This is a genomic window from Desulfovibrio sp. ZJ369, assembly GCF_011039085.1.
GTDB lineage: Bacteria > Desulfobacterota > Desulfovibrionia > Desulfovibrionales > Desulfovibrionaceae > Desulfovibrio.
Map to the genome: position 1 here is coordinate 1 of NZ_JAAKEI010000023.1, position 19761 is coordinate 19761.

General features: G+C 54.3%; 18 protein-coding genes. All 18 read right to left on the reverse strand.

Annotation, left to right across the window (positions count from 1 at the left end; genetic code table 11):
* Positions 1-155: 155 nt before the first annotated feature.
* Complete coding sequence (locus G7Y51_RS08645; protein ID WP_165176549.1) at positions 156-569, reverse strand: helix-turn-helix transcriptional regulator; 414 nt, start codon at positions 567-569, stop codon at positions 156-158.
* Between the two features lies 1 nt (position 570).
* Positions 571-732, reverse strand: a complete 162-nt coding sequence (locus tag G7Y51_RS08650; protein ID WP_165176551.1) for a hypothetical protein — start codon at positions 730-732, stop codon at positions 571-573.
* Positions 733-826: 94 nt separating this feature from the next.
* On the reverse strand, positions 827-2377 hold the full coding sequence (locus tag G7Y51_RS08655) for an LTA synthase family protein (RefSeq protein WP_165176553.1): 1551 nt from the start codon (positions 2375-2377) through the stop codon (positions 827-829).
* Positions 2367-4562, reverse strand: coding sequence for an SDR family NAD(P)-dependent oxidoreductase (locus G7Y51_RS08660; protein WP_165176555.1), 2196 nt, complete (start codon positions 4560-4562; stop codon positions 2367-2369). Before G7Y51_RS08660 ends, G7Y51_RS08655 begins: the two co-directional genes overlap by 11 nt.
* A gap of 18 nt (positions 4563-4580) precedes the next feature.
* Entirely contained in the window at positions 4581-5666 is a 1086-nt protein-coding gene (locus tag G7Y51_RS08665; RefSeq protein ID WP_165176557.1) for a glycosyltransferase, read from the reverse strand.
* Positions 5651-6844 (reverse strand): glycosyltransferase, encoded by a 1194-nt coding sequence (locus G7Y51_RS08670; RefSeq protein WP_206214287.1) that lies wholly within the window; start codon positions 6842-6844, stop codon positions 5651-5653. Before G7Y51_RS08670 ends, G7Y51_RS08665 begins: the two co-directional genes overlap by 16 nt.
* Positions 6845-6935: 91 nt before the next feature.
* Positions 6936-7904 carry a polysaccharide deacetylase gene (locus G7Y51_RS08675; RefSeq protein ID WP_165176561.1) on the reverse strand — a complete coding sequence of 323 codons (969 nt, stop codon included), beginning with the start codon at positions 7902-7904 and terminating at the stop codon, positions 6936-6938.
* Positions 7905-7910: 6 nt separating this feature from the next.
* Positions 7911-8900, reverse strand: coding sequence for a hypothetical protein (locus G7Y51_RS08680; RefSeq protein ID WP_165176563.1), 990 nt, complete (start codon positions 8898-8900; stop codon positions 7911-7913).
* A 62-nt stretch (positions 8901-8962) separates the two neighbouring features.
* Positions 8963-9508 (reverse strand): hypothetical protein, encoded by a 546-nt coding sequence (locus tag G7Y51_RS08685; protein WP_165176565.1) that lies wholly within the window; start codon positions 9506-9508, stop codon positions 8963-8965.
* A 7-nt stretch (positions 9509-9515) separates the two neighbouring features.
* A complete protein-coding gene (locus G7Y51_RS08690) occupies positions 9516-10571 on the reverse strand; it encodes a UDP-N-acetylglucosamine--N-acetylmuramyl-(pentapeptide) pyrophosphoryl-undecaprenol N-acetylglucosamine transferase (protein WP_165176567.1) in 1056 nt (351 codons plus the stop codon).
* A gap of 78 nt (positions 10572-10649) precedes the next feature.
* Positions 10650-12983 (reverse strand): glycosyltransferase, encoded by a 2334-nt coding sequence (locus tag G7Y51_RS08695; RefSeq protein ID WP_165176569.1) that lies wholly within the window; start codon positions 12981-12983, stop codon positions 10650-10652.
* Positions 12984-13095: 112 nt separating this feature from the next.
* Positions 13096-13662 carry a hypothetical protein gene (locus G7Y51_RS13935; protein ID WP_165176571.1) on the reverse strand — a complete coding sequence of 189 codons (567 nt, stop codon included), beginning with the start codon at positions 13660-13662 and terminating at the stop codon, positions 13096-13098.
* Positions 13663-13664: 2 nt separating this feature from the next.
* Positions 13665-14783, reverse strand: a complete 1119-nt coding sequence (gene wecB / locus G7Y51_RS08705; RefSeq protein WP_165176573.1) for a UDP-N-acetylglucosamine 2-epimerase (non-hydrolyzing) — start codon at positions 14781-14783, stop codon at positions 13665-13667.
* 29 nt (positions 14784-14812) lie between these two features.
* On the reverse strand, positions 14813-15991 hold the full coding sequence (locus G7Y51_RS08710; protein ID WP_165176575.1) for a hypothetical protein: 1179 nt from the start codon (positions 15989-15991) through the stop codon (positions 14813-14815).
* Between the two features lie 12 nt (positions 15992-16003).
* Complete coding sequence (locus tag G7Y51_RS08715; RefSeq protein ID WP_206214288.1) at positions 16004-17164, reverse strand: hypothetical protein; 1161 nt, start codon at positions 17162-17164, stop codon at positions 16004-16006.
* Complete coding sequence (locus G7Y51_RS08720) at positions 17148-17816, reverse strand: ABC transporter ATP-binding protein (RefSeq protein WP_165176577.1); 669 nt, start codon at positions 17814-17816, stop codon at positions 17148-17150. Before G7Y51_RS08720 ends, G7Y51_RS08715 begins: the two co-directional genes overlap by 17 nt.
* Complete coding sequence (locus tag G7Y51_RS08725) at positions 17813-18586, reverse strand: ABC transporter permease (RefSeq protein WP_165176579.1); 774 nt, start codon at positions 18584-18586, stop codon at positions 17813-17815. Before G7Y51_RS08725 ends, G7Y51_RS08720 begins: the two co-directional genes overlap by 4 nt.
* A 1-nt stretch (position 18587) precedes the next feature.
* A complete protein-coding gene (locus tag G7Y51_RS08730) occupies positions 18588-19754 on the reverse strand; it encodes a polysaccharide biosynthesis/export family protein (protein WP_206214289.1) in 1167 nt (388 codons plus the stop codon).
* Between the last annotated feature and the right edge of the window lie 7 nt (positions 19755-19761).

Genomic DNA, 19761 nt, shown 5'->3' on the forward strand with positions numbered 1-19761 from the left:
TTGAAAATGCTCTGCTGACGCGAAAGCGGCAGCCGCCGCAACGCGGCGTACATTCAGGCGAAAACCGCGTTTTTCGCCTGAATGCCACCTTTGACTTTCATAAAAAGTCAAAGGTAATCTGCTCTAAGATACTGCTTATAGAGAGAGGATTTCTGTCAAAATCCGTTTGGATGCACCTTGTTGTGCAGGACAGCATTATCCATAAGCAGTTTTTTGTTTTCAAGCAAAAGATGCCGTCTGTCTTCTTCCATTTTGTCAATCAGCTTTTCCATCCACATGCAGTGTGGGCATCCCGATAACTGGATGGGCGGTCCATCACTGTCACGGGGAGGAACGTCGTCGACTCTTTCTTCCACATCCCCCTGATATCTGGCGCCTTCTCCCGTAAGGAGCCATTTGATTTCAATACGCTCCAATACGCAGATCGTCATCAGAATTTTTGCATTGGGCGAGCTTTTGTCATGTTCGTAGCTGACCAGGGCCCCTTTGCTGATACCCAAAAAATGAGCAAAAACGTTTTGAGAGCGGCTGCCACGAACAGCGCGAATACGTTTCCCAAGAGTCGCCATATCATTTTCCTGTATTGGGGGTAATTCTCATGCGTCGCAGGGATGCGCCCACAGTATCCTTACTGTCTTCGCGGGAATAGAAAATTCGGCTCATTGTCACTTGCTGTGAAAAATGAGCGGCCAGCAGTTCCATAAGCTGGCTATCTGCCAGAGAAATCATCATAATAACATTCATCTGGGCTTATTGATATCCAGAGTTAGTTAAAAAAGAATGGTTCCAGCGTACCAGGGAGACTTGCGGCCCAAAAAATCCACAGTTAATAGTGAATAAATATATTGTTTTTTAGTAACCACGTTAGTGCAAGATCATGAACAGAAAGATATTGTGCAGTGCTCAGTATCGTTGAATCGTAAGATGCTTGTTGTGTAATATCGTGAGCGCATTGGTTTTTCCATAATATATATGGTACGTCGTCTGGATCACGGAGATCTTTATATACATCTGGCATGATAGGAACGTGATCTCCGTAAAAACAGAGGGAAACAGGGAGCGATAATTTATTCAATGTCGTATGCAGCATGGATAACATCGTGTCTACATTTTTGAGATGATAAAGATATGTGTCGAGCTCTCTATATATTTTATCGGGGAGGGTTGAATAAAGTTTTTCAATTTCCATGTCTGGTATATGATCAAGTTGCAATGGGCCATGATTTTCCATAGTAATCGCAAATATGAAAAGAGGATCTGCAGATTCTTTCAGGAGAGCAAGCAGCTTCCTGGCTACTTCTATGTCACTGATGTAGGCGCTTGTCCGTAATGCTTTCTGAAATGTTCCGATATCAAGAAAGGCGTCAAAGCCCAGACGTGGCAGAACACATGTCCGCCCATAAAAATTCCCCCAATAGGGATGGATACAGATAGTACGGTATCCCAGGCTTTTTAAGAACAGAGGCAGAGCGTCCACTGGCCATCCGCGCAGTACGGCCCGGTAGGGATTGAAGCGGTGGACGCCCAGAGATTGTGGGGCAATCCCGGTCAGAAAGGAAAATTCCGTGCGTATGGTGTTGGCGCCCCAGGCAGGTACATCCAGGGGCCCCTGACAGACAGCTTCCATGCGTAAGGCGTCAAAATTCTGCAAGACGTCAGACCGGATTCCCGCAAACAGGTTGCGGGCGTCGAAAAAGGATTCGCTCTGTATGGCGATCAGGTGAGGAAGCGGACGCGTCGCCGCCGCGGTCGCGGCGGTAAAGGGCGATCGTGCGTGCGGCAATGTGCGCGAGGCCAGGGCATAGAGCCAAAGCGATGGCAGGAGCCCCAGGGCCTGTAGATTCTCTTTTGGGTCAAAGGCCACAAGTGAAATCTGATTGCGCTGACGCCAGAGCAGAGTCGCTGCACTCAGCAGCAGGAGAAGGGCCCCGCCGAGCTGGCTCTGAAGAGAAAAACGGGATGCGGGAGGTTCTTCACTCCAGAAGCCCAACAGCGCCAGAGCGAAAAACAAGGCCGCCAGACAGAACTTTTTTAGCCCGAGAAAGGGCAGAAAAAGTCGGGGAAAGCGCAATGCATCAAGAAAATAGTCATAGTCCTGAGCGATAAAAGGTTCTCGCAGATTTTTGTATTTGGCGTTACTGACGATTGTCAGCGTTATCAGGATGGCCGATACCGCGACAAAGGCGCACCAGGGCCGGCCAAGAAGTATGACAAAAATCGCATAGCAGAGACTCCACAGGCAGATATGCAGCAACCATGCCTTGACAGGACGAAAGAGCCGGGGCCTGGGATGTAAAAATCGCTCTATTGCAACAGAAAGAAGAAGTCCCGCAAGGCCTGTCGCCCACACCTGCAGGAAGGCACGATCAACGATCATAACCAAGGATCCTCGCCAGGGGCATGGCCAGGCAGGCAGGCAGGAGGGCAAGCCCCCATATCCCGATGTTGAGTGGGAAGGGAAAAGAGATTCGCGCGCGATCGCGGGCCAGACCACGCCTGATATGCCGGGCAGCGCGTTTCGGTTGCCAGAGGAAGGGTTTGGGACCCGGCATGGCGGAACACATGGGTGAGGCCACATATCCCGGCAGAATGACATTGACGTGGATGTTCTCAGAACGGAGCCAGCCGCGCAGGGAGTTGCCATAGGCTTTCAGGCCAGCCTTGGTAGCGCAATAGGTGGGCGTTGCGGGCAGACCATAGTAGGCGGCAAGGGAGCTTACGATGGCCAGCTGGCCGCCGCCTTTTTTGCGGAAGGCAGGCAGGGCGCTGTCCACCAGGGCCATGACAGAGAGCAGGTTGACTTCTACCAGGCTTCGGACATCCTCAAAAGGTTCTCCCTCGCCACGGGGGCCGATATTGGCGTTCAGGCCCGCATTGGCGATGATGAGATCCGGGGTCTGCTCCGTACAGCAGGCGGCCATCCACTGCCGCACGTCGTCGGTCTTGCGCAGATCCATGCAACAGGTCTGGACATCGCTCCCCCTGGCCCGGCAGCGCGCGGCAAGGTCTTCCAGAGCATCCTGTCGCCGTCCGAGCAGCACAAGCCCCATGCCGGGAGACGCATACTCCAGGGCCAGCGCCGTGCCCAGTGCCCCGGTCGCCCCGGTGATGAGCACGCTTCCGGGCTGAAAGCGCTTCCGCTGGTCACTCCATGAAAAGAAGAGCGTGAGGGAAAAGCCGGAGAAGGCAAGACCGCTGTAGAGGGAGATCCAGTAGTTTTCATGCCACAGTCCGGCACTGAACGAGGCAAGCGCATAGCACAAAGAAAATACTTCCAGCCAGACGAGCCGTCTGTTGATGGCGGGGTGACGTATCTTTTGGCGGCCGCAGCCCTTGGGGGTCCGGTGGAACGAGCCGTCGATCCCCGCGGCTACCTGGACGGCGGCACTGAAGTAGTAAAGGGAAAGGGGGAAGTGCATAATGACATAGCCGAAGGCGCTGCCAAGACGCCGGATCAAGGATGCCCCCTGGCTGCCTCTGGCAGTATTATACCAGGCCCAGACAAGGGCCGCCCCCAGGAAGAGACTGCAGCAGATGTGAAAGAACGGACCAGGCTCGAACAGCAGGCCCACCGGCAGACACAGCAGCAGAATGCAAAAGAATGCGGCCAGGAGCAGCGCGGAAAACATGAGCGAGCACGCGTACAGCCGTGCCAGCAGGGGCATGGGCGTCGCGAACATGCGCCGGATATGCCTTGCGGCATTCTGGATCAGGCCCCGGGCCCAGCGCTGCCGCTGTACGCGGAACGCTGCCATGGACTCCGGGAATTCGGCCCTGGAGGTCACATCGCCCAGCCAGATATATTTCCAGTTTTTCAGTTGGGCCGAGTAGCCCATATCCACATCTTCCGTAATGGTGGCGGTGCTGATGCCTCCAATGGCGTCGATACAGCTCCTGCGCCAGACACAGGACGACCCGGTCAGCGAGGCCATGAGGCCCTCCCGGGAAAGGCCGGACGTCACATCTTCCTTGTGGCCGGCTTCCATGGCCTGAAAACGCGTCAGGAAGCTCGCATCCCGGTTGACATGTTCGATGCCTGTCTGCAGAAAGCCCACCTTGTCATCCTCAAAACAGGGCATGACTTTGAGCAGAAAGTCGGCAGGCGGCAGGCAGTCGGCATCGAAAATGGCGATGAAATCTCCCCTGGCCAATGTCAGGCCGAAGGCAAGGTTACCGGCCTTGTAGCCGATACGCTTCCTCCGCCGGGCATGTCTGACGGGGACGCCCTGCGCTTTGTACCGGGCGAGATGACGGTCAGCCAGCGCGCAGGTCTCGTCTGTGGAGTCGTCCAGCAGCAGGATATCCAGACGTTCCCGGGGGTATTGCAGGGCGCAGGCGGCGTCGATGATCTTATGGACGATCCGTTTCTCGTTGTAGACAGGCAAAAGCACGCTGACCATAGGCCACTCTGTGGTGTCTGGAGCGGAGGAGGAAAACATGGTGATAAAGCGCACTGCCTGATCCTTGCCGGCATTGCGCACGGAGCGGGCCTCAAGAAGCGCATGGAGGAGGAACAGGACTGCCAGAAGAGCGAGGACTGCCTGCACGATCAGAAAAAACATGTCTGTACCTGAAAAATTTTAAAAGTTGACTGTGTCTGCCAGCTGTTCAAGTCTGTGCTGCCAGGTATGGCGGCTGCGGACGTAGGCCGCGCCAGCCGCTGCCCGTTCTTTGTCTTCATGGGCAGGGCCCGCGGCCAGGCGGGCAAGAAGCTCCCGTGCCTGGGGGGCATCGTGGACGATATGGCAAAAATCCCGAAAAGATCGCTCCACGACCGGGCTGCTGTTGGTGACAAGGATGCCGCCGCAGGCAAGGATCTCCAGCAGGCGTCGTGAGTACATGGTCTCGGAATCCGTGATGGAATTGACATTGAGCGAGATCGCGTAGCGCTTGTACACCGCTCCTGTTTCCGTATAGGGCACTTGCGGATGCAGATGCAGACCGGCATCGGCGGGAAAGCGGAACTCAAGAAAATGGGACAGCCTGTTGCTGTTTCTGTCATACACATGCAAGGGCAGAGTGATGCTTTTGCATGCCTCGAAGATCATGCCCAGGAACTGACGCCTTTCATTGAGGATGTGCCGGTAATAGCTGCCGACGAAACAGGCTTCGTTCCTGACAAAGGAAAAGCCTGTGAAATGGTGGAATGCCGGTTGATAGGGCATGGACAGGAGGCCGACCGTCGTATCGGCGGGAACTTCCTGCCGGTAGCGTGGCAAACATCTGCTGTCGGTTGTAAAGACATACTGAAAATTGCGCGCCACATCGATAAAGGCATCAAAAAAAGCGCCGTCATCCTTGTTCCAGAAGAGCGTGGGGATCCCCCGATCACGGGCATACCTGACCAGGGCGAAGATGGCGCCGGGCCTGTACCAGTTGATAGAGCGGGGCTGTTTGGCGAGCATGTAGCGCCATTCCCCCCCGACGCCATGAAAGGCGGACTCCACGAAGACAAGGTCAGGACGCCAGTTGCGGAGGATATCCCTGTAGTTCCGCGGTGTCATGCAGCGGACACGGGCATCGGCAGACAGGCTGACGGCCGTAAAGAAATCCGTCACAAGCGCGATTTTGAGGCGGCCGAAGGGACCTGTGCGGGGGGTGTCCTGCGGGACGGCAGGGGGCTGATAGACAAAATGCCCTATGGTACGGATCAACGCGCCAAGCATGTCTCTTCTCCGAGGATGGACGGGACAAAGTGTTGCCACTGGCGGCATGAGACGATCCGCTCCCTTCCCATATGCGCCATAGCTGCGCAGCGGGCGGGATCCGCCAATGCGGCGGCCAGCACCTGGGCCAGATGGGCCGCGTCCCCGGAGCGGAAGAACCAGCCGGCAGATCCGGCCTCGTCACGAAAGACCGGCAGATCCGGCACGACAACAGGTTTTTCCAGAGCCAGGGCTTCCGCCAGCTTGAGCGGCGGGACGATTTCGCAGACAGTGAACGGCTTGCGCGGGATGCAGATCAGACTGCAACGGGCCAGGCGGGCGCGGGCCTCTTCCGGCGAGAGCCTGCCGCAAAAACGCACGGCGTCCTCAAGGCCAAGTTCCGTTGCTAGGCGTTGCAGCTCTTCGCGGGCTTCCCCGTGTCCCGCGATCTCCAGACGCGCCGCCATGCCGGACTGCCGCAGCTGTCGCAGGGCATGGAGCAGGGTATCCAGCCCCTCATAGTTGATAAGCGAACCGGCATAGCCGATGATGAGCGGCTGTGCGGGCAGATGCGCGGGATGGATGCGCCCGGCATCCACGCAGTTGGGCAGCAGATGCAGGCGGTCTTCGGGAATGCCCCAATGTTGCCGGGCATAGCGGCCGAGCTGGGCGGAAATGACAAAAACCCTGTCGGCATGGGCCGCCACAAAGCCTTCCAGCGCGAGGCCGAGCCTGAAGTTGTGCGACTGCGCAAAAGCCGGTTGCCGGGCAATACGGGTCAGCTCCCACAGGCCGCGCATTTCGTACTGGAAGGGGATACCCAGACGCCGGGCGGCCAGAAGGGCGGGCAGGGCGTTGACATGGTTGGATGCGGCATGGATGCGGGCCACGCCCTCCTGCCGGGCATAACGCTCCAGGACGGTGGCCGCCTGCGCCGTATAGATGGCCGTGAAGCGGTTGTTGCGCGGGGCGGGGGCATGGACGTATGTCACCCCGTCCAGCAGGGTGCATTCCCCTTCGGGCAGGCAGAGACTGTCGCGTCTGTCCCAGGGATAGCCTGTACGGGTGGCGACCCGCAGATCCGCGCCACTGTTTTTCAGGGCACGCAAAAGTTCCTGGGTGCGCGACGTGTAGCCGCTCACATGATAGGGCAGACAACTGGCCGCCACATAGAGGATGCGCCCGGGCACAGCTGTCACAGGACGCCTTGGCTTTGCCCTGTGCAGCAGCAGCTGGAGCAAGCGCTCTGTCAGGCAACTGTGCAGCCATGAGAAGGGGTTTTGCATGATATCAGGCCTTGTTGCCTGCCGGGAGTTCGGCTTTGGCCATGGACTCGGTATGCGTGAGGGCAATTTTGCCGCTATGGATCAGATCCAGCAGTTCCGCCGTGGTGATGACGTCACAGTCCTTTGTCAGGCGCTTCAAAAAACTGCGATAGCCTTCGATACGCGCGTCATCCTTGTAGACGCCGTGGCCGTTCTCGTCCCAGTACATCAGTGACCAGGAGTGCAGCAGAAAGACCATGAACGGCGTCCGCCGGCTGACGCTGCCCGGCAGAAAAGACGCCCACCACGGCCGGTAGCGGAAGAATTTCGACTGCGGATACTGGAGCCTTGCCCACCAGTTCTTTTGCAGGCGGGGCAGGATGTATTTTTCCGACATGGGGATTTCTATCACGCCGTTTTCCCAGCGGAAGGGGGCATTGGTGGGCAGACTGTGCGGACATTGCGCATTGGAGACCGCGCACATGGAGTTGTTGAAGGACAGGGGGATCTTGTGCTTTGCCAGCGCGCGGAGGGTCCCGGCGTTCCAGCGGAAGGAACCGGCGCGGAACGCCCGCAGGGGCCTGCCGAGGATACCGGCAAGCATGCCGCCGAAATAGTCTATGACAAAGTCATCCTTGTCGTCCGCATACTGGTTCATGAAGCGCGGACGATAGTTGAACTGGAACGCGGGCCAGAAGTCTTCCGGCAGATACTCAGGATGCGCGTGCATTTCCACATCCTGGCCGTCATGATCAAGCCAGCGCACCACGTCCTCCACTTCATCCCGACGCGCATACGCCCCGCACATGTCCACAAAAAAGACATGCTTGACGCCGAACTCGTTGCCCACGGCGCACATCTCACGCATACCGGCCGTACCGTTGGCATGTTCGCCCCAGATCAGACGGCGCACATGGTCCGTTTCCGCCCGGTTGGGCAGGGCTTCTGTATCGACTGTGATGAGAGCGTATTTGTTATGCGTAGATTTATCCATAGTGTTTCACTTTTGAAATGTATTTATGACATATTTAAACCAATGCAGTTGTGACCAGAGTTCATTTACAGCAATAGCAAGCTTACATTCCGTATCAGAAAATACATTATTCTCTAAAATTATGTTTGATATGATGAGTATAAATTGCAGAATATCCATATCCTCTTGAGAGTTATGCCCTCCAAATGCATGATACATCCATAGGTATAAGTTATTACTGTTCTGTAAACCATATCTTGGCTTGAGATGGTATTCTTTTAATAAGGGAAATAAGTGATCTGTACAGTGATGTTTATCTGAGGCATTTTGAAGTATAAAAAATTTTGATGAGCTTTTTTTTAGCAATATATCTAATCTGTTTCTGTTGTATTTGTCAGGCAAATTTAAATCTATCCCCGTATGTTGTTTGAATTTATCAGCATAATCATAACGATTTATATATATTTGCGGATTGATTGCGATTGCAAAAGAATTACTATGGTATGTGGCAGCCTGGAGAGCAGCAAATCCTCCTCCGCTTGACCCATAAAAAATAATATGCTGAAAGTTATATTTATTATGTATTATTTCTACAATTTTCTTAATATATTTATAAATATTGAACTCATACGATCCATAATACCATCCCAATGTGCAGTCTTTAAATTTATAAAACATTGGGTCTGAAATATATAGTACACTGCCATCAAAAGCAGAATTCCAACTCCAGCGTTTGAACAGTGGAAGCGGATCTCCAATATTTCGTGACCCGGATAAGACGATATATAATTTTTTCGTATTGATAAAATTAAAAAAAATGTCAAATTGCCAGTCTTCTATCAGTATAGAGCAATTACTGGGGATATCGGCTGTTTTTTCAAAAACATCCAGGCTCAAAGATACATAGTGCTGTTTTAATTCGTTGCGTATGACTTTTGCCCTTTGGGATTGCATGATATTGTAAAAAGAATCATAGTTATATGTATTTATCTTTGAAAATCTATCATAGATATGCATTCCTGCCCCCCCCCTTTTTTTGATTGTATTTTTAGCTTATACATCAAGGCAAGATCAACCCGTTATGACGGGACAAGCCGCGCAAAGTCTTCCGCAGCGCACAAACCGGCCGACAGCGGGACGGCCACAGCGTCACGGTAGCGCCAGGCAAGATAGCGCCGTTTCCGCCCGGCATACTCCGGGCCCGTACCGGAAATCTCCGGCAGGTATTCCACCAGCCAGCCCAAACGGGAATAGAAGGCGAAATCCGCCAGCGGCGTCACCAGCACGGGCGTATATGCCGGGCGTGCGGCCAGCAGACCTTGCAGGCCGCGGCAGGCCGCGCGGGAGGCGACTTTATCCGGCACATCCGACCAAATGAGCAGAATTTTGTTCCCGGAGGTCGGCGCATGCGTGAGGCCTGCCTGCCAGACCTGCTTTTGATAGCGGGCGCGGCTCAGGCCCAGGACCCGCAAAAGACGCCCCAGCTTTTGCAAACAGCGTTTGCGAAGCTCTGGCGCGGGCTTTTGCGGCAGCAGCTCATAGCGCACCAGCAGGGCCCATTCCGGGGCGACTGCCCACTGCCGCAGACGGCGGCGCAGTTCTTCTGTTGCCTGCGGCAGTGTCATGGCCGCCTCACTGCTGCGCCAGTTGCCAGATAGCTTCGGCGGCAAGATCGGCCCCGTTGAGGGCAAGAGCGCAGGAAGCCTTATCTCTCTGTTCCGCGCGCGCCAGCAGTTGCCGGACCGCCGCTTGGGCATCCGCGTCCGTCTCGCACGGGCTGACCACCACCGGCGCATGTGCCGCCAGCATGCGCGCCCGCGCCGTCTGATCATCCGCCAGCAAGGTGTTGGGGACGATCAGGCTGGGGATTTGCGCCTGCGCCACTTCGCAGCAGGTATTGTAGCCCGCTGCCCCCACAAAAATATCAAACGCCCGCAGATAGCGCGCCAACGGACAGACGGCCAGCGGCTGCACCGTGGCGGGCAGTTCCACATCCCGCACGGAAATGGGCGCACAGGCCCAGACCACGGTAAAACCGGCATCCTGAACTTCCCGCACAAGGCGCAGGCCCGGCCCGCTCACGTCCTTGAGGTTGCCCGGTCCGAGGGAGAACAGGGCATAACGTCCTTCCAGCCGCAGACCCAGCTGTTCCCGGGCCGCCGTCCGCGGCAGAATGTCGTCATTATCCAGCAGCAGCACCGGAGGCACATGCAGCTGGCGGACGCCCTCCGGCGTGCGTTTCTCTCCGGGCGTGCCGCCCAGTTCGCCGGGCCGGATCAGCAGGTCAAAGAGACTTTTGTCCACCGGGACGGTTTTGGCGTCTTTTTTCAGCAAACCCCGGTTTGACCAGACCAGCCTGAGCGGATGTCCATAGGCCCGACAGGCCGCCAGAAAGCCCTGAAAGGGCCATGTGCCGTCAAAGACCACCACATCCGGCCGGGTGCGCTCCAGCATCATGCCGAAACGCGCGGCCAGCTCGCAGTTCCAGTCGTATGTGGCATTGACAGACCAAAGGGGCGAAACAAAATAGTCCCCTGCAAAACCCATCTCTTCCACCACTTCCATAGCTGACGACAGGGAAAAAAAGACACAGTCCGCCCTCTCCCGCAAACGGCGGGCATAGGCCAGACAACGCGTCAGATGGCCCATGCCCGATCCGTTGACGGGGAAGAAGAGAAGTGTAGGCATGACTCTTCTTATATAGTATTTTTAGTATCTATACTCATGCAGGTATTCTTTTTCGCGCCGAAAAGTAAAATTGTCCTGCTATTCGTAATTTTTTTCATATTTATTAAGAAAGTGTAATATTTTCGATTTGTATATTCCTAAATCAAGACTTATGATTGATGATCGACAGTTCTCTTTCATCTCATCTGCATGTTTAAACATATACTGAAGACCTTTTATTGTATCTTTTACATCATTGATATTAATAAAATATCCATTAACTCCATTACGTAAAATTTCACTAGCTCCACCGGATTTTGTTGATAATACCGGCGTACCACAGGCTAAACTTTCTATAAGAGTCATACTAAACCCCTCCCATCGAGATGGAGCTACTACAAATAAAGCTTTTTTCATTAGTGCATAAATATCATTTCGAAATCCTAGGATATCTACTTGTGGATCAAATTCATATGAATTTAGAAGATTTTTCATAGAAGGTTCGAGCTCTCCAGCTCCTGCCAATGCAAGTCGATAGTTATATTTATTCTGAAAATCTAACCATGCCCGCAATAGTATATCAATTCCTTTATGCTGGCTAGCATTTAGTCGCCCCGCAAATAATATAAAGGGATTTATCATGTCATTACATTCTGCTGTAGTATCTATTTCTCTGAGGTTAACTGGATTATGAATTACTTCAATTCTTCCATCAGCTCCATATAGCTTCGTAAGTTCAGATTTGACGGCACTCGACACACAAATAATACCGTATAATGATTTGAATGTTTTTTTACCAAGGTAGTCTCTAATTTTTTCAATATAAGCATTACAAGTTTTTGTATTGTGAACTGTGACAATATATTTATATGAATATCTGTCTATACAGTATAGGCAAATTGGATATTCACCATTAATTGATTTATATTTGAAATCAAAAATAAATGAAGCTCTATCTAGGCATGTTCGTACAGCATCATCAAATAAATCGGCTTTTAAGATTTTTCCTGGATGAGAAAACTCTACACGTTTTGGGTTGTCTAAAATATATATAATGTCATATTTTGATGAAAGTACCATTCCCAACTGGGCAGCAACACGTTCTAACCCACCAGAAGATAAATGAGAAATATATATAACAATTAGTTCTCTACTTTCATTTTTACATTGCTGATGGAAGCATTCATCTAGCGCATGACATATAATATCAGATTTTTTGCGTGCATAATGAAGAGCTTCTTCTGTGACTTTTGATTTATTATTAATAAAGTAGTATGGTGAACTATAAAATACTTTGTATGTTCTATTTGGATTAAGTAGTTGGAGTAAAAAAGCACGAATACCATCAAATGCTGAAGTTAGAGTACGTGTCCATGGATCATCACTATGTTGTAATAGATAGGAAGCTATTCGGGGTCCGTGATCTTTACACCATAGCCGGTTAAAGTCAGCAATGGAAAAATGTTGACCTCCTCTAGTAAGTTGTAGGCATTCTGCCCATATTTCAGATAATAATCGAAGTGAAGAAAAAAAATGTAAGTCAGTCAGATGATCTGGTCGCCAACTCGAAGGATTATCTTGCACATAGGCATAGCCATAGTGTTTAGTTATATATACTCGCTGGGCACTTAGCAGAGTTGTAAACATGTACAAAACGTCTTGACTATAACCATATTTCACAAATTTATTATCTATGGAAATATTCCTGTGAAAGAGCTTACCTCCAGGTCCATGAGTGCCAAACTGACGTGATAAAAATTTTTGCGCAGCTTGACTCCCATTTAAGATGTTTTCTTCTAATGAATCATAGCGAAATACCCCATTTTTGACCCTTGCGTATGGTGTTACTACAATATCTGCTTTTTCTTTAATTGCAACTTTTAATAATGATTCAAGATAAAAATTATCTATATAATAGTCGTCTGCATCCAAAAAAGTAATAAACTTTCCACTTGCATATTGTAATGCTTCATTTCTGCCTATGCCTTGTCCAACTTTTTTCTTACTTTGTAAGAGTTTAATATCGGTATTGTTAAGTTGGTATTCTCTGATGATATTTACAGTATTATCTGTCGAGCAATCATCAAATATGATAATTTCAATATTAGATATAGTTTGATTAATGACGCTATCAATAGCTCTTTTGATATATTTGTCAGCGTTATAAGCTGGAATAATTATAGTAATATCTATCAAATTTTTTGTATTTAAATATTCCCCTAATTTTTTTTTGCAAATAACCATGTTTGCATTAAAATACTGAGCGCCTAATGTTTTTGATAGATTATTATATATAGATAGCGATTGATTATAATTTCTATTTTTAAAATAACTATAGGCCTGTCGAACGAGAGAGGAATCACGACTGGTATCCGACATTGAAGTAGTTTGTTGTTGGTTAGTTGCTTTTTGCTTATATATTTCATTATTCATCGTATTCACCCAATTTCTAGATTATGGTATAAATATTTTTTTGTGTGATTTGATGCTTTGTATTGGATGTGATATTTACTTTATATGAATTTTTTCAACTCCTTTATAATTGTTATATAGGACTATTATGCAAATAATATGTCCCTGATTTGTAGCCGAGTCCACCAACGATTCCCACGAGCACATCCTCAATACATTTTTCCGGATGCTCTTTAAGATATTCATCAATAGTCTGTTTGATTCTTTCCACCACCCACAGCGGCTTGCTGTCATTAACTTCGCGCGCTGTTCTGATACGTCGCGCTTCCTCCGGCGCGCTGTCCACGATGAACCACGGGGCCACAGGAATGCAGTGTCCGCCCACGCCGCAGCCCGGTTGCAGGATGTTCACGCGGGGGTGATAGTTGGCAAGGCGAATCAGCTCCTGCACGTCAATATCCAGTTTGTCGCAAATCATGGAAAGTTCGTTGACATAGGCGATATTCACATCCCGAAAGCTGTTTTCCGCCAGTTTGCAGAGTTCGGCGGCGCGCACGCTGGTGATGTGTATTTCCCCTTCCACAAAAAGCCGATCGAGGGCGACAGCCATATCCGAAGCCGTGCGCGTCAGGCTGCCCACAATTGCGGCAGGCAGGCCGATATAGCCAGGGCCGATAAGAGAAATCGTTGAACATTGCATGATCAGTGTACCGTTTTTAAAATGCTGGTTATGCGCTGGGCGGCCTTGCCGTCACCATAGGGGTTTTGCGCGGCGGCCATACGGGCGTAGGCCGTATGGTCGTCCAGCAGCCGGTTGACCTCGTGCAGAATATGCCCCCTGTCCGGGCCCACCAGCAGGGCTGTGCCGGCCGCGACGGCTTCGGGGCGTTCCGTGGTGTCGCGCATGACCAGCACAGGTTTGCCCAGCGTCGGGGCTTCTTCCTGTATGCCGCCGGAGTCGGTCAGCACCAGCGCGCAGCGCATGAGCAGATAGACAAAGGCCGGGTAATCCAGCGGCTCCAGCAAAAAGACATGGGGCAGGTGCGCCAGTAGCCGCCGTACCGGCTCCTGCACATGGGGATTGCAGTGCACGGGGTAGACAAGTTGCACATCCTCCCGGCGCGCGATGGCCGCTATTGCTTGGCAAATGGACTCGATGCCGTCGCCGAAATTTTCCCGCCGGTGTCCGGTGACCAGCACCAGTGCTTTGTCTCTATCAAGGAAAAAGAAGCGTTCTTCCATTTGTGTCCGCAGCGCATCACTCTGTTGAAGGCGTCGCTCCATGGATAGAAGCGCATCGATCACCGTATTGCCCGTAACGTGGACGCGTTCCGGCCTGATGCCTTCATGCAGCAGGTTTTCGCGCGCCTGTGGCGTAGGGGCAAAATGCACATCCGCCAGTGCCCCTGTGAGGCGACGGTTCATTTCCTCCGGCCAGGGGGCGTATTTGTTTCCTGTGCGCAGTCCGGCTTCCACATGACCTACGGGCAGGCGCGCATAATAGGCGGCCAGAGCCGTGCCCAGGGTAGTGGTGGTATCTCCGTGCACCAGCACCATATCCGGCCGCCAGAGTGCCAGGACGCTCGCCATGCCGTGCAGCACCTTTTCCGTCAGCCCCTCAAGGCTCTGATCTGCCCGCATCAGGTCAAGGTCAAAATCCGGCCGGATGGCGAACAGATCCAGTACCTGATCCAGCATTTGCCTGTGCTGGGCGGTGACGCAGACCCTGGCGTCAAAAGAGGGATCGCGGGCAAGCGCGCGAACCACGGGCGCCATCTTGATGGCCTCTGGCCGGGTACCGAATACGCTCAGAATCTTCATTGCCTTTTCTCGCAGGTAGTCGGGTCGCGCTACTTGCCGGCCGCTGTGCCCATGACAATACGCATCACCCGTGACAGCACTGCCGTATCAGGTTCAAACTGCGTCAGCATGTTTTTCAGCATCAGGGCTGTCCGCAGGGCAAGGGCGTCGGATTCCTTTTTTTGCGCATCCATCCGGCCTTGCAGCGCGGCCTGCGCTTCACGCGTCCGGGCTGCCTCCTGCCGGGCCTGGTCAGCCGCTTTTTGCAGCTCGGCTATCCGCTTATCCCGTTGCGCCAGCTCCTGTTTGCGTTCGCTACGCTCTTTGTTCAGCTGCGCTGTGGCGGCTTCCTGCTGCTTTTTGCTCTCCTCGGCGGCTTGTTTGAGCTTTGTCATGGTCGCCCGCAGTTGCCCGGCCTCATTCTGCGAGGCTTTCATCGTTTCCCCGGCCTGCCGGGCGCGCTCCCGTTCTGCTTCCTGCCGGAGGCGCGCAGCCTGTCGCTCTTCCGAATCACTCAGGCTGCTACCGGCAGGCAGCATGTCCAGCAGGGCTTCGGCGTTGAGGGCATCGCCGGCATCATACAGCCGGAAGGCCAGCCATTTGAGCCGGTAGGGCTGCGGGTCCGTCTCCCAGGCCAGGCGCGCAAGCTCGGCGGCCTGGCGGGCATCGGTCAGCATTATTTGCCGGGCCAGTGCCGTGTAGGCATTGGCCCGCATCACAGGGGAAAGAAAGACGGAGTCCAGCAGTTTTTCCACAGCTTCGGCACCGCCGGCGGCATGGGCGTCCAGCACCTTCTGGAAGCTCCTGCCCCCCAGCGCGGCCGGGGGCACGGTCTGGTCCAGGGCCTTCCACATTCTGCGCAGCCTGACCGGCAGGGCGATAAACGAGCCTGCGGAGCTGACCCCCGTGATGAGCATCCTGCCCAGACGGGCGGCAAGGCTGTTTGTGCTTTCCACCTGTAAAGCCGCCTGCTGTTGCGCCACCAGGGCGCGCAATTTCAGGTTTTCCGCCAGGGCTTCGCCGGCCTGGGGCGGGATGACCACAACAGAGCCGCCGGCGTCCGCGCCGCTGCCTTTGCGCTGCTCGCAGTCCTTGAGTTTGTGATAGTATTTTTCCAGCTCTTCCTGGACCACATGCAGCTGCTCGAACAAAAGTTCGTTTTCTTCCGTCAGTTCCTTGATGCGGGCGTCTTTGGCGTCAGTGCTTTGCGTTGTTTCCTGTACGGCCATGACTATCCTCCTTTAGTCCACATGATCCAGAATGACGGCTTTCAAAAGATTCACGATGCCGATCACAAGCAGCGTGATGCACAGGGTCGCGACCACGCCATAAATACGCCGCGGCTGCCAGGCGTATTCCGCCAGGACTGGAACCTGCAACACGGAGACCTGTTTCAGGGCGCGGGCGGCGTCCATCCTGCCTTTTTCCAGCGCCACGAGCGATGTCTTGTAAAGATCCTGCTTGAAGTTCAGATCCAGCTGTAGCAACTGCTCCTCTTCCATGAGCGAGTTGAGCGGTCTGCCGCTCGTGGAGGCCAGCTTGGCCTGTTCTTGCGCGATCTGCCGCTCCACGGCGGCAAGGGATTGTTGCAGGGATCTCCGGGTCGGATGGTTGCGATCCAGAGTGCGGGGCAGGGAAGCCAGCTGGGTCTGAAGATCGGTACGTTGTCCTTCCAGCTTGCCGATGATGGTGTGGATGCTCTCCACTGTGGCCCTGGGAGAAACAAGGCCCTTCTGGTTCTGGAAATCCAGCAGGGCCCTGCTGGCCTGCAACACCTGGGCGTGCGCCAGCGCTACCTGTTTTTCCAGAAACGCCACTTGCGTCCTGGCCAGGGCGTGGCTCATCTCATTCATGAAGCGCTCGCCCTCGTTGACCAGCATGTCGGCAATGGCCTTGGCCGTCCCGGCATCATAGGCCTGGGCGCTGATGCGCAGAACTCCCGCATAGTCATCGTATCCCACGGAAACGCGCGAGAGGTAGTGCCGATGAAACCATTCGATGGAGGCGTCCCTGAACCAGAGGCGTGAGGCGAAATCCCGGCGCGAGTCGCTGTAGTGGGAGCGCAGATCCAGGGCCGCGTCCAGCTTGTTGAGCATGTCGACAGAGAGCAGATGCTCGCGCAGCAGCAGCTGGTCCGAGCTGTTGGCCTTGCCGATACCGCCCAGCATGGTCGTCAGGTCAAAACCGGGGGCGGAAATCTGCTCCGTATTCTGGACGATAACGATGCCTTCCGACACATAGCGGTCAGACGAAAACAGCCAGAAGCATGTGCTCAGCAGGCTCAGGAGCAGGATAGAGCGCGCCAGCCAGCGGAAGATCACATGCACACGCAGCGCACTTTGCCCCTCCTGTTCCACTGCCTGGGGGAGCGACGTTATATTGGCATTATCTGTCATCTTCATAACTTTCTGTATAGGCAAGAAGGGCATCATCCAGCTTGTCGAACCAGGTCGCCTTGCCGTCCTTGAGCAGGATGCCTGATTCACAGAAGGCTCTCAGGGTAGCGTCATTGTGGGCCACCATGATGATGCTGGCCTTATGCGCCAGGTTTTGAAAGGCCTGCTGGGCTTTTTTGCGAAAGGCCGCGTCACCGGCGGCCGTGACTTCGTCAGAGATGTACACGTCGAAATCAAAAGCCAGGGAAAGCGCGAACTGCAGGCGGGACCGCATGCCGGAGGAATAGGTCTGGATGGGATCGTCAAAGGCCTTCCCCAGTTCGGCAAAGTCCTCAATGCGCGCGATGCGTTCAGGCAATTCCTTTTGAAAGCCGTGGATGCGACAGACGAACCTGGCATTCTGGCGGCCGGTGAGCGTGCCTTCCAGGCCGCCGTTGGCCATGGGCCAGGAGACACGGCAGTAACGGCGCACCCGACCCCGGGTAGGGTAGTCGGCGCCGCCGATGATGCGCAGCAATGTTGACTTGCCCGCGCCATTGACGCCCACCAGCCCGACGCTGCGCCCTGTGGGGATGATCATATTCACCCCGCGCAGAACCCAGTCACCGGCGCCACGTCGCGTCGTATAGCGTTTATGCACGTTTTCAATGGAGATCATTGCGTCACCAGTCGGGTCTCAAGCCCGCGATACAGGGGCAGCCCCAGCGCAATACTGCCCAGGACCCAGGCGTACAGATAGCCGAAACTGACATCCAGCGTATGGTAGTTGCTGAAAAAGCCCATGCGCACAAGTTCCAGTCCATGCAGCAGCGGATTCCAGAGCAGCCACTCGCGATAGGGAAGCGGTATATACATGATTGGCACAATGACACCGGAGATCAGGTACAGGGGCATCATCACTATCTGGAAAATATGCCCGGAATCCGGGACAAGCCGCATGCTGACCGAGGTCACCAGCCCGTAGCCCAGGCCGAACAGCCACAGACCGGCCAGAGCCGCCAGCGCCGTGAGCGGATCGTCCGGCAGGGCATCCAGCCCCAGCAGGGCCGCCGCCCCAAGGATGCACAGGGAGATGAAGAACATGGAAAAGGCTTCCACTCCGGCCCGCACCAGAGCCACATCAAAGGGACGCACCTGACGGAAGGCGAAAAAGGCCCTGTTGCAGTCCAGGGCGTGCAGGGTTTGCACTCCTGTGCGCCGGAAAAGGAAGAAGGACAGCATCCCCAGGATGATCCACATGGAAACGTCAATCCCTCCCATGCTGTTTCTGCGCATCATTCCCCAGACAGCACTCATGAAGCCGATATGCATGGCCGGTTCTATGATGAGCCAGCTCCAGGCCGCCCGGCTGCCGAAAAAGCGATCCAAGGCCTCACGCAGGAAGAGCGCCTGCCAGACTGTGATGGTATTGGTGAAAGGGCCGTTCATGCTATTCCGAAACCTGTAGCTGATAGCGTCCCAGATTGAGGGTAGGCGTCAGCACCATGCCCACCATGCGCAGGAGTTTTTCGAGCTCCGCAGAAGGCATGTTGGCGACATACAGCACATCCTTGTCCTGCATGGGGAAATTTTGCGTGACGAAAAACGCTCCGGGATCGTTGAAATTGACCTGATAGACCACAGGGATCTTGCCGTTGGCGGCAGAAGGCGCATCCACCAGGGACGCGTCTTCAAAGCGGAAAACGAAAACCCCGCCGGGATCGGCGCGATTGTCGTTCAGGCCGCCGGACCGGGCCAGCGCCTGGGCCAGGGAGATGCCCCGGGCCTCAAAGGGGAGCTCCTGGTTGCGTCCTGTGGCCCCCAGCACAGAGATGGTCCAGGGCTGATACAGGGCCGTGAGAACGTCACCCGGTTGCAGAGGGATGTTCTGTTTGGGCTCGTGGACGATGGTATCCAGCGGCATGGTGGCCGAGACGCCCGCGCGCGTCAGCTGCAGGGAGACCCTGGTCACCGGCTGGGTCACTCCGCCCACGCTGGCCAGCGCATCCAGCAGGCGCTCTCCCTTGGGAGTCAGGGGCATGTTGGCGCTCCTGGCCACATCGCCGATGATGGTCATCTGCGACGTGGGGCTGCCGGACACGCGCACCATGACCTGCGGGTTGTTGGCCTTGCCTTGCAGGCGGCCTGTGATCTCTTTTTCCACGGCCCGCACGGAACGGCCGGCGACCTTGATGCGCCCGGCAAAAGGAATGTTCACTGTGCCGTCGTCCATGACCATCTGGGGCGGCAGGGCCTCGGCACTGGCGCTCAGCGTGCCTGCCGGGGAAGCTGCCAGGGCATTGCTGCCGAACAGGATGCTGGGCGGCGTTTCCCAGATGCTGATGACGATGCTGTCACCCGCGCCGATCAGATATTCCCGGGGCCTGGCATCACCGAAAACATCCGCGAAGGCCTTGGAGCGCTTTTCGGCGCTCAGCTTGCGCGCCAGGGCAGCATCAACCTCTTTTACCAGGACCCCGGCAAGATTTTTGGACGATGCCGCCCGCTGCACCTGCATGCGGCTGGCGCCGGAGTTGGGCATGATCCCGCAGCCGCTGAGCAGGATAGCCAGCAGGCAGCAAATCAGTCCGGGGATCATGGGATGTTTCGGGGACATCAGTGGG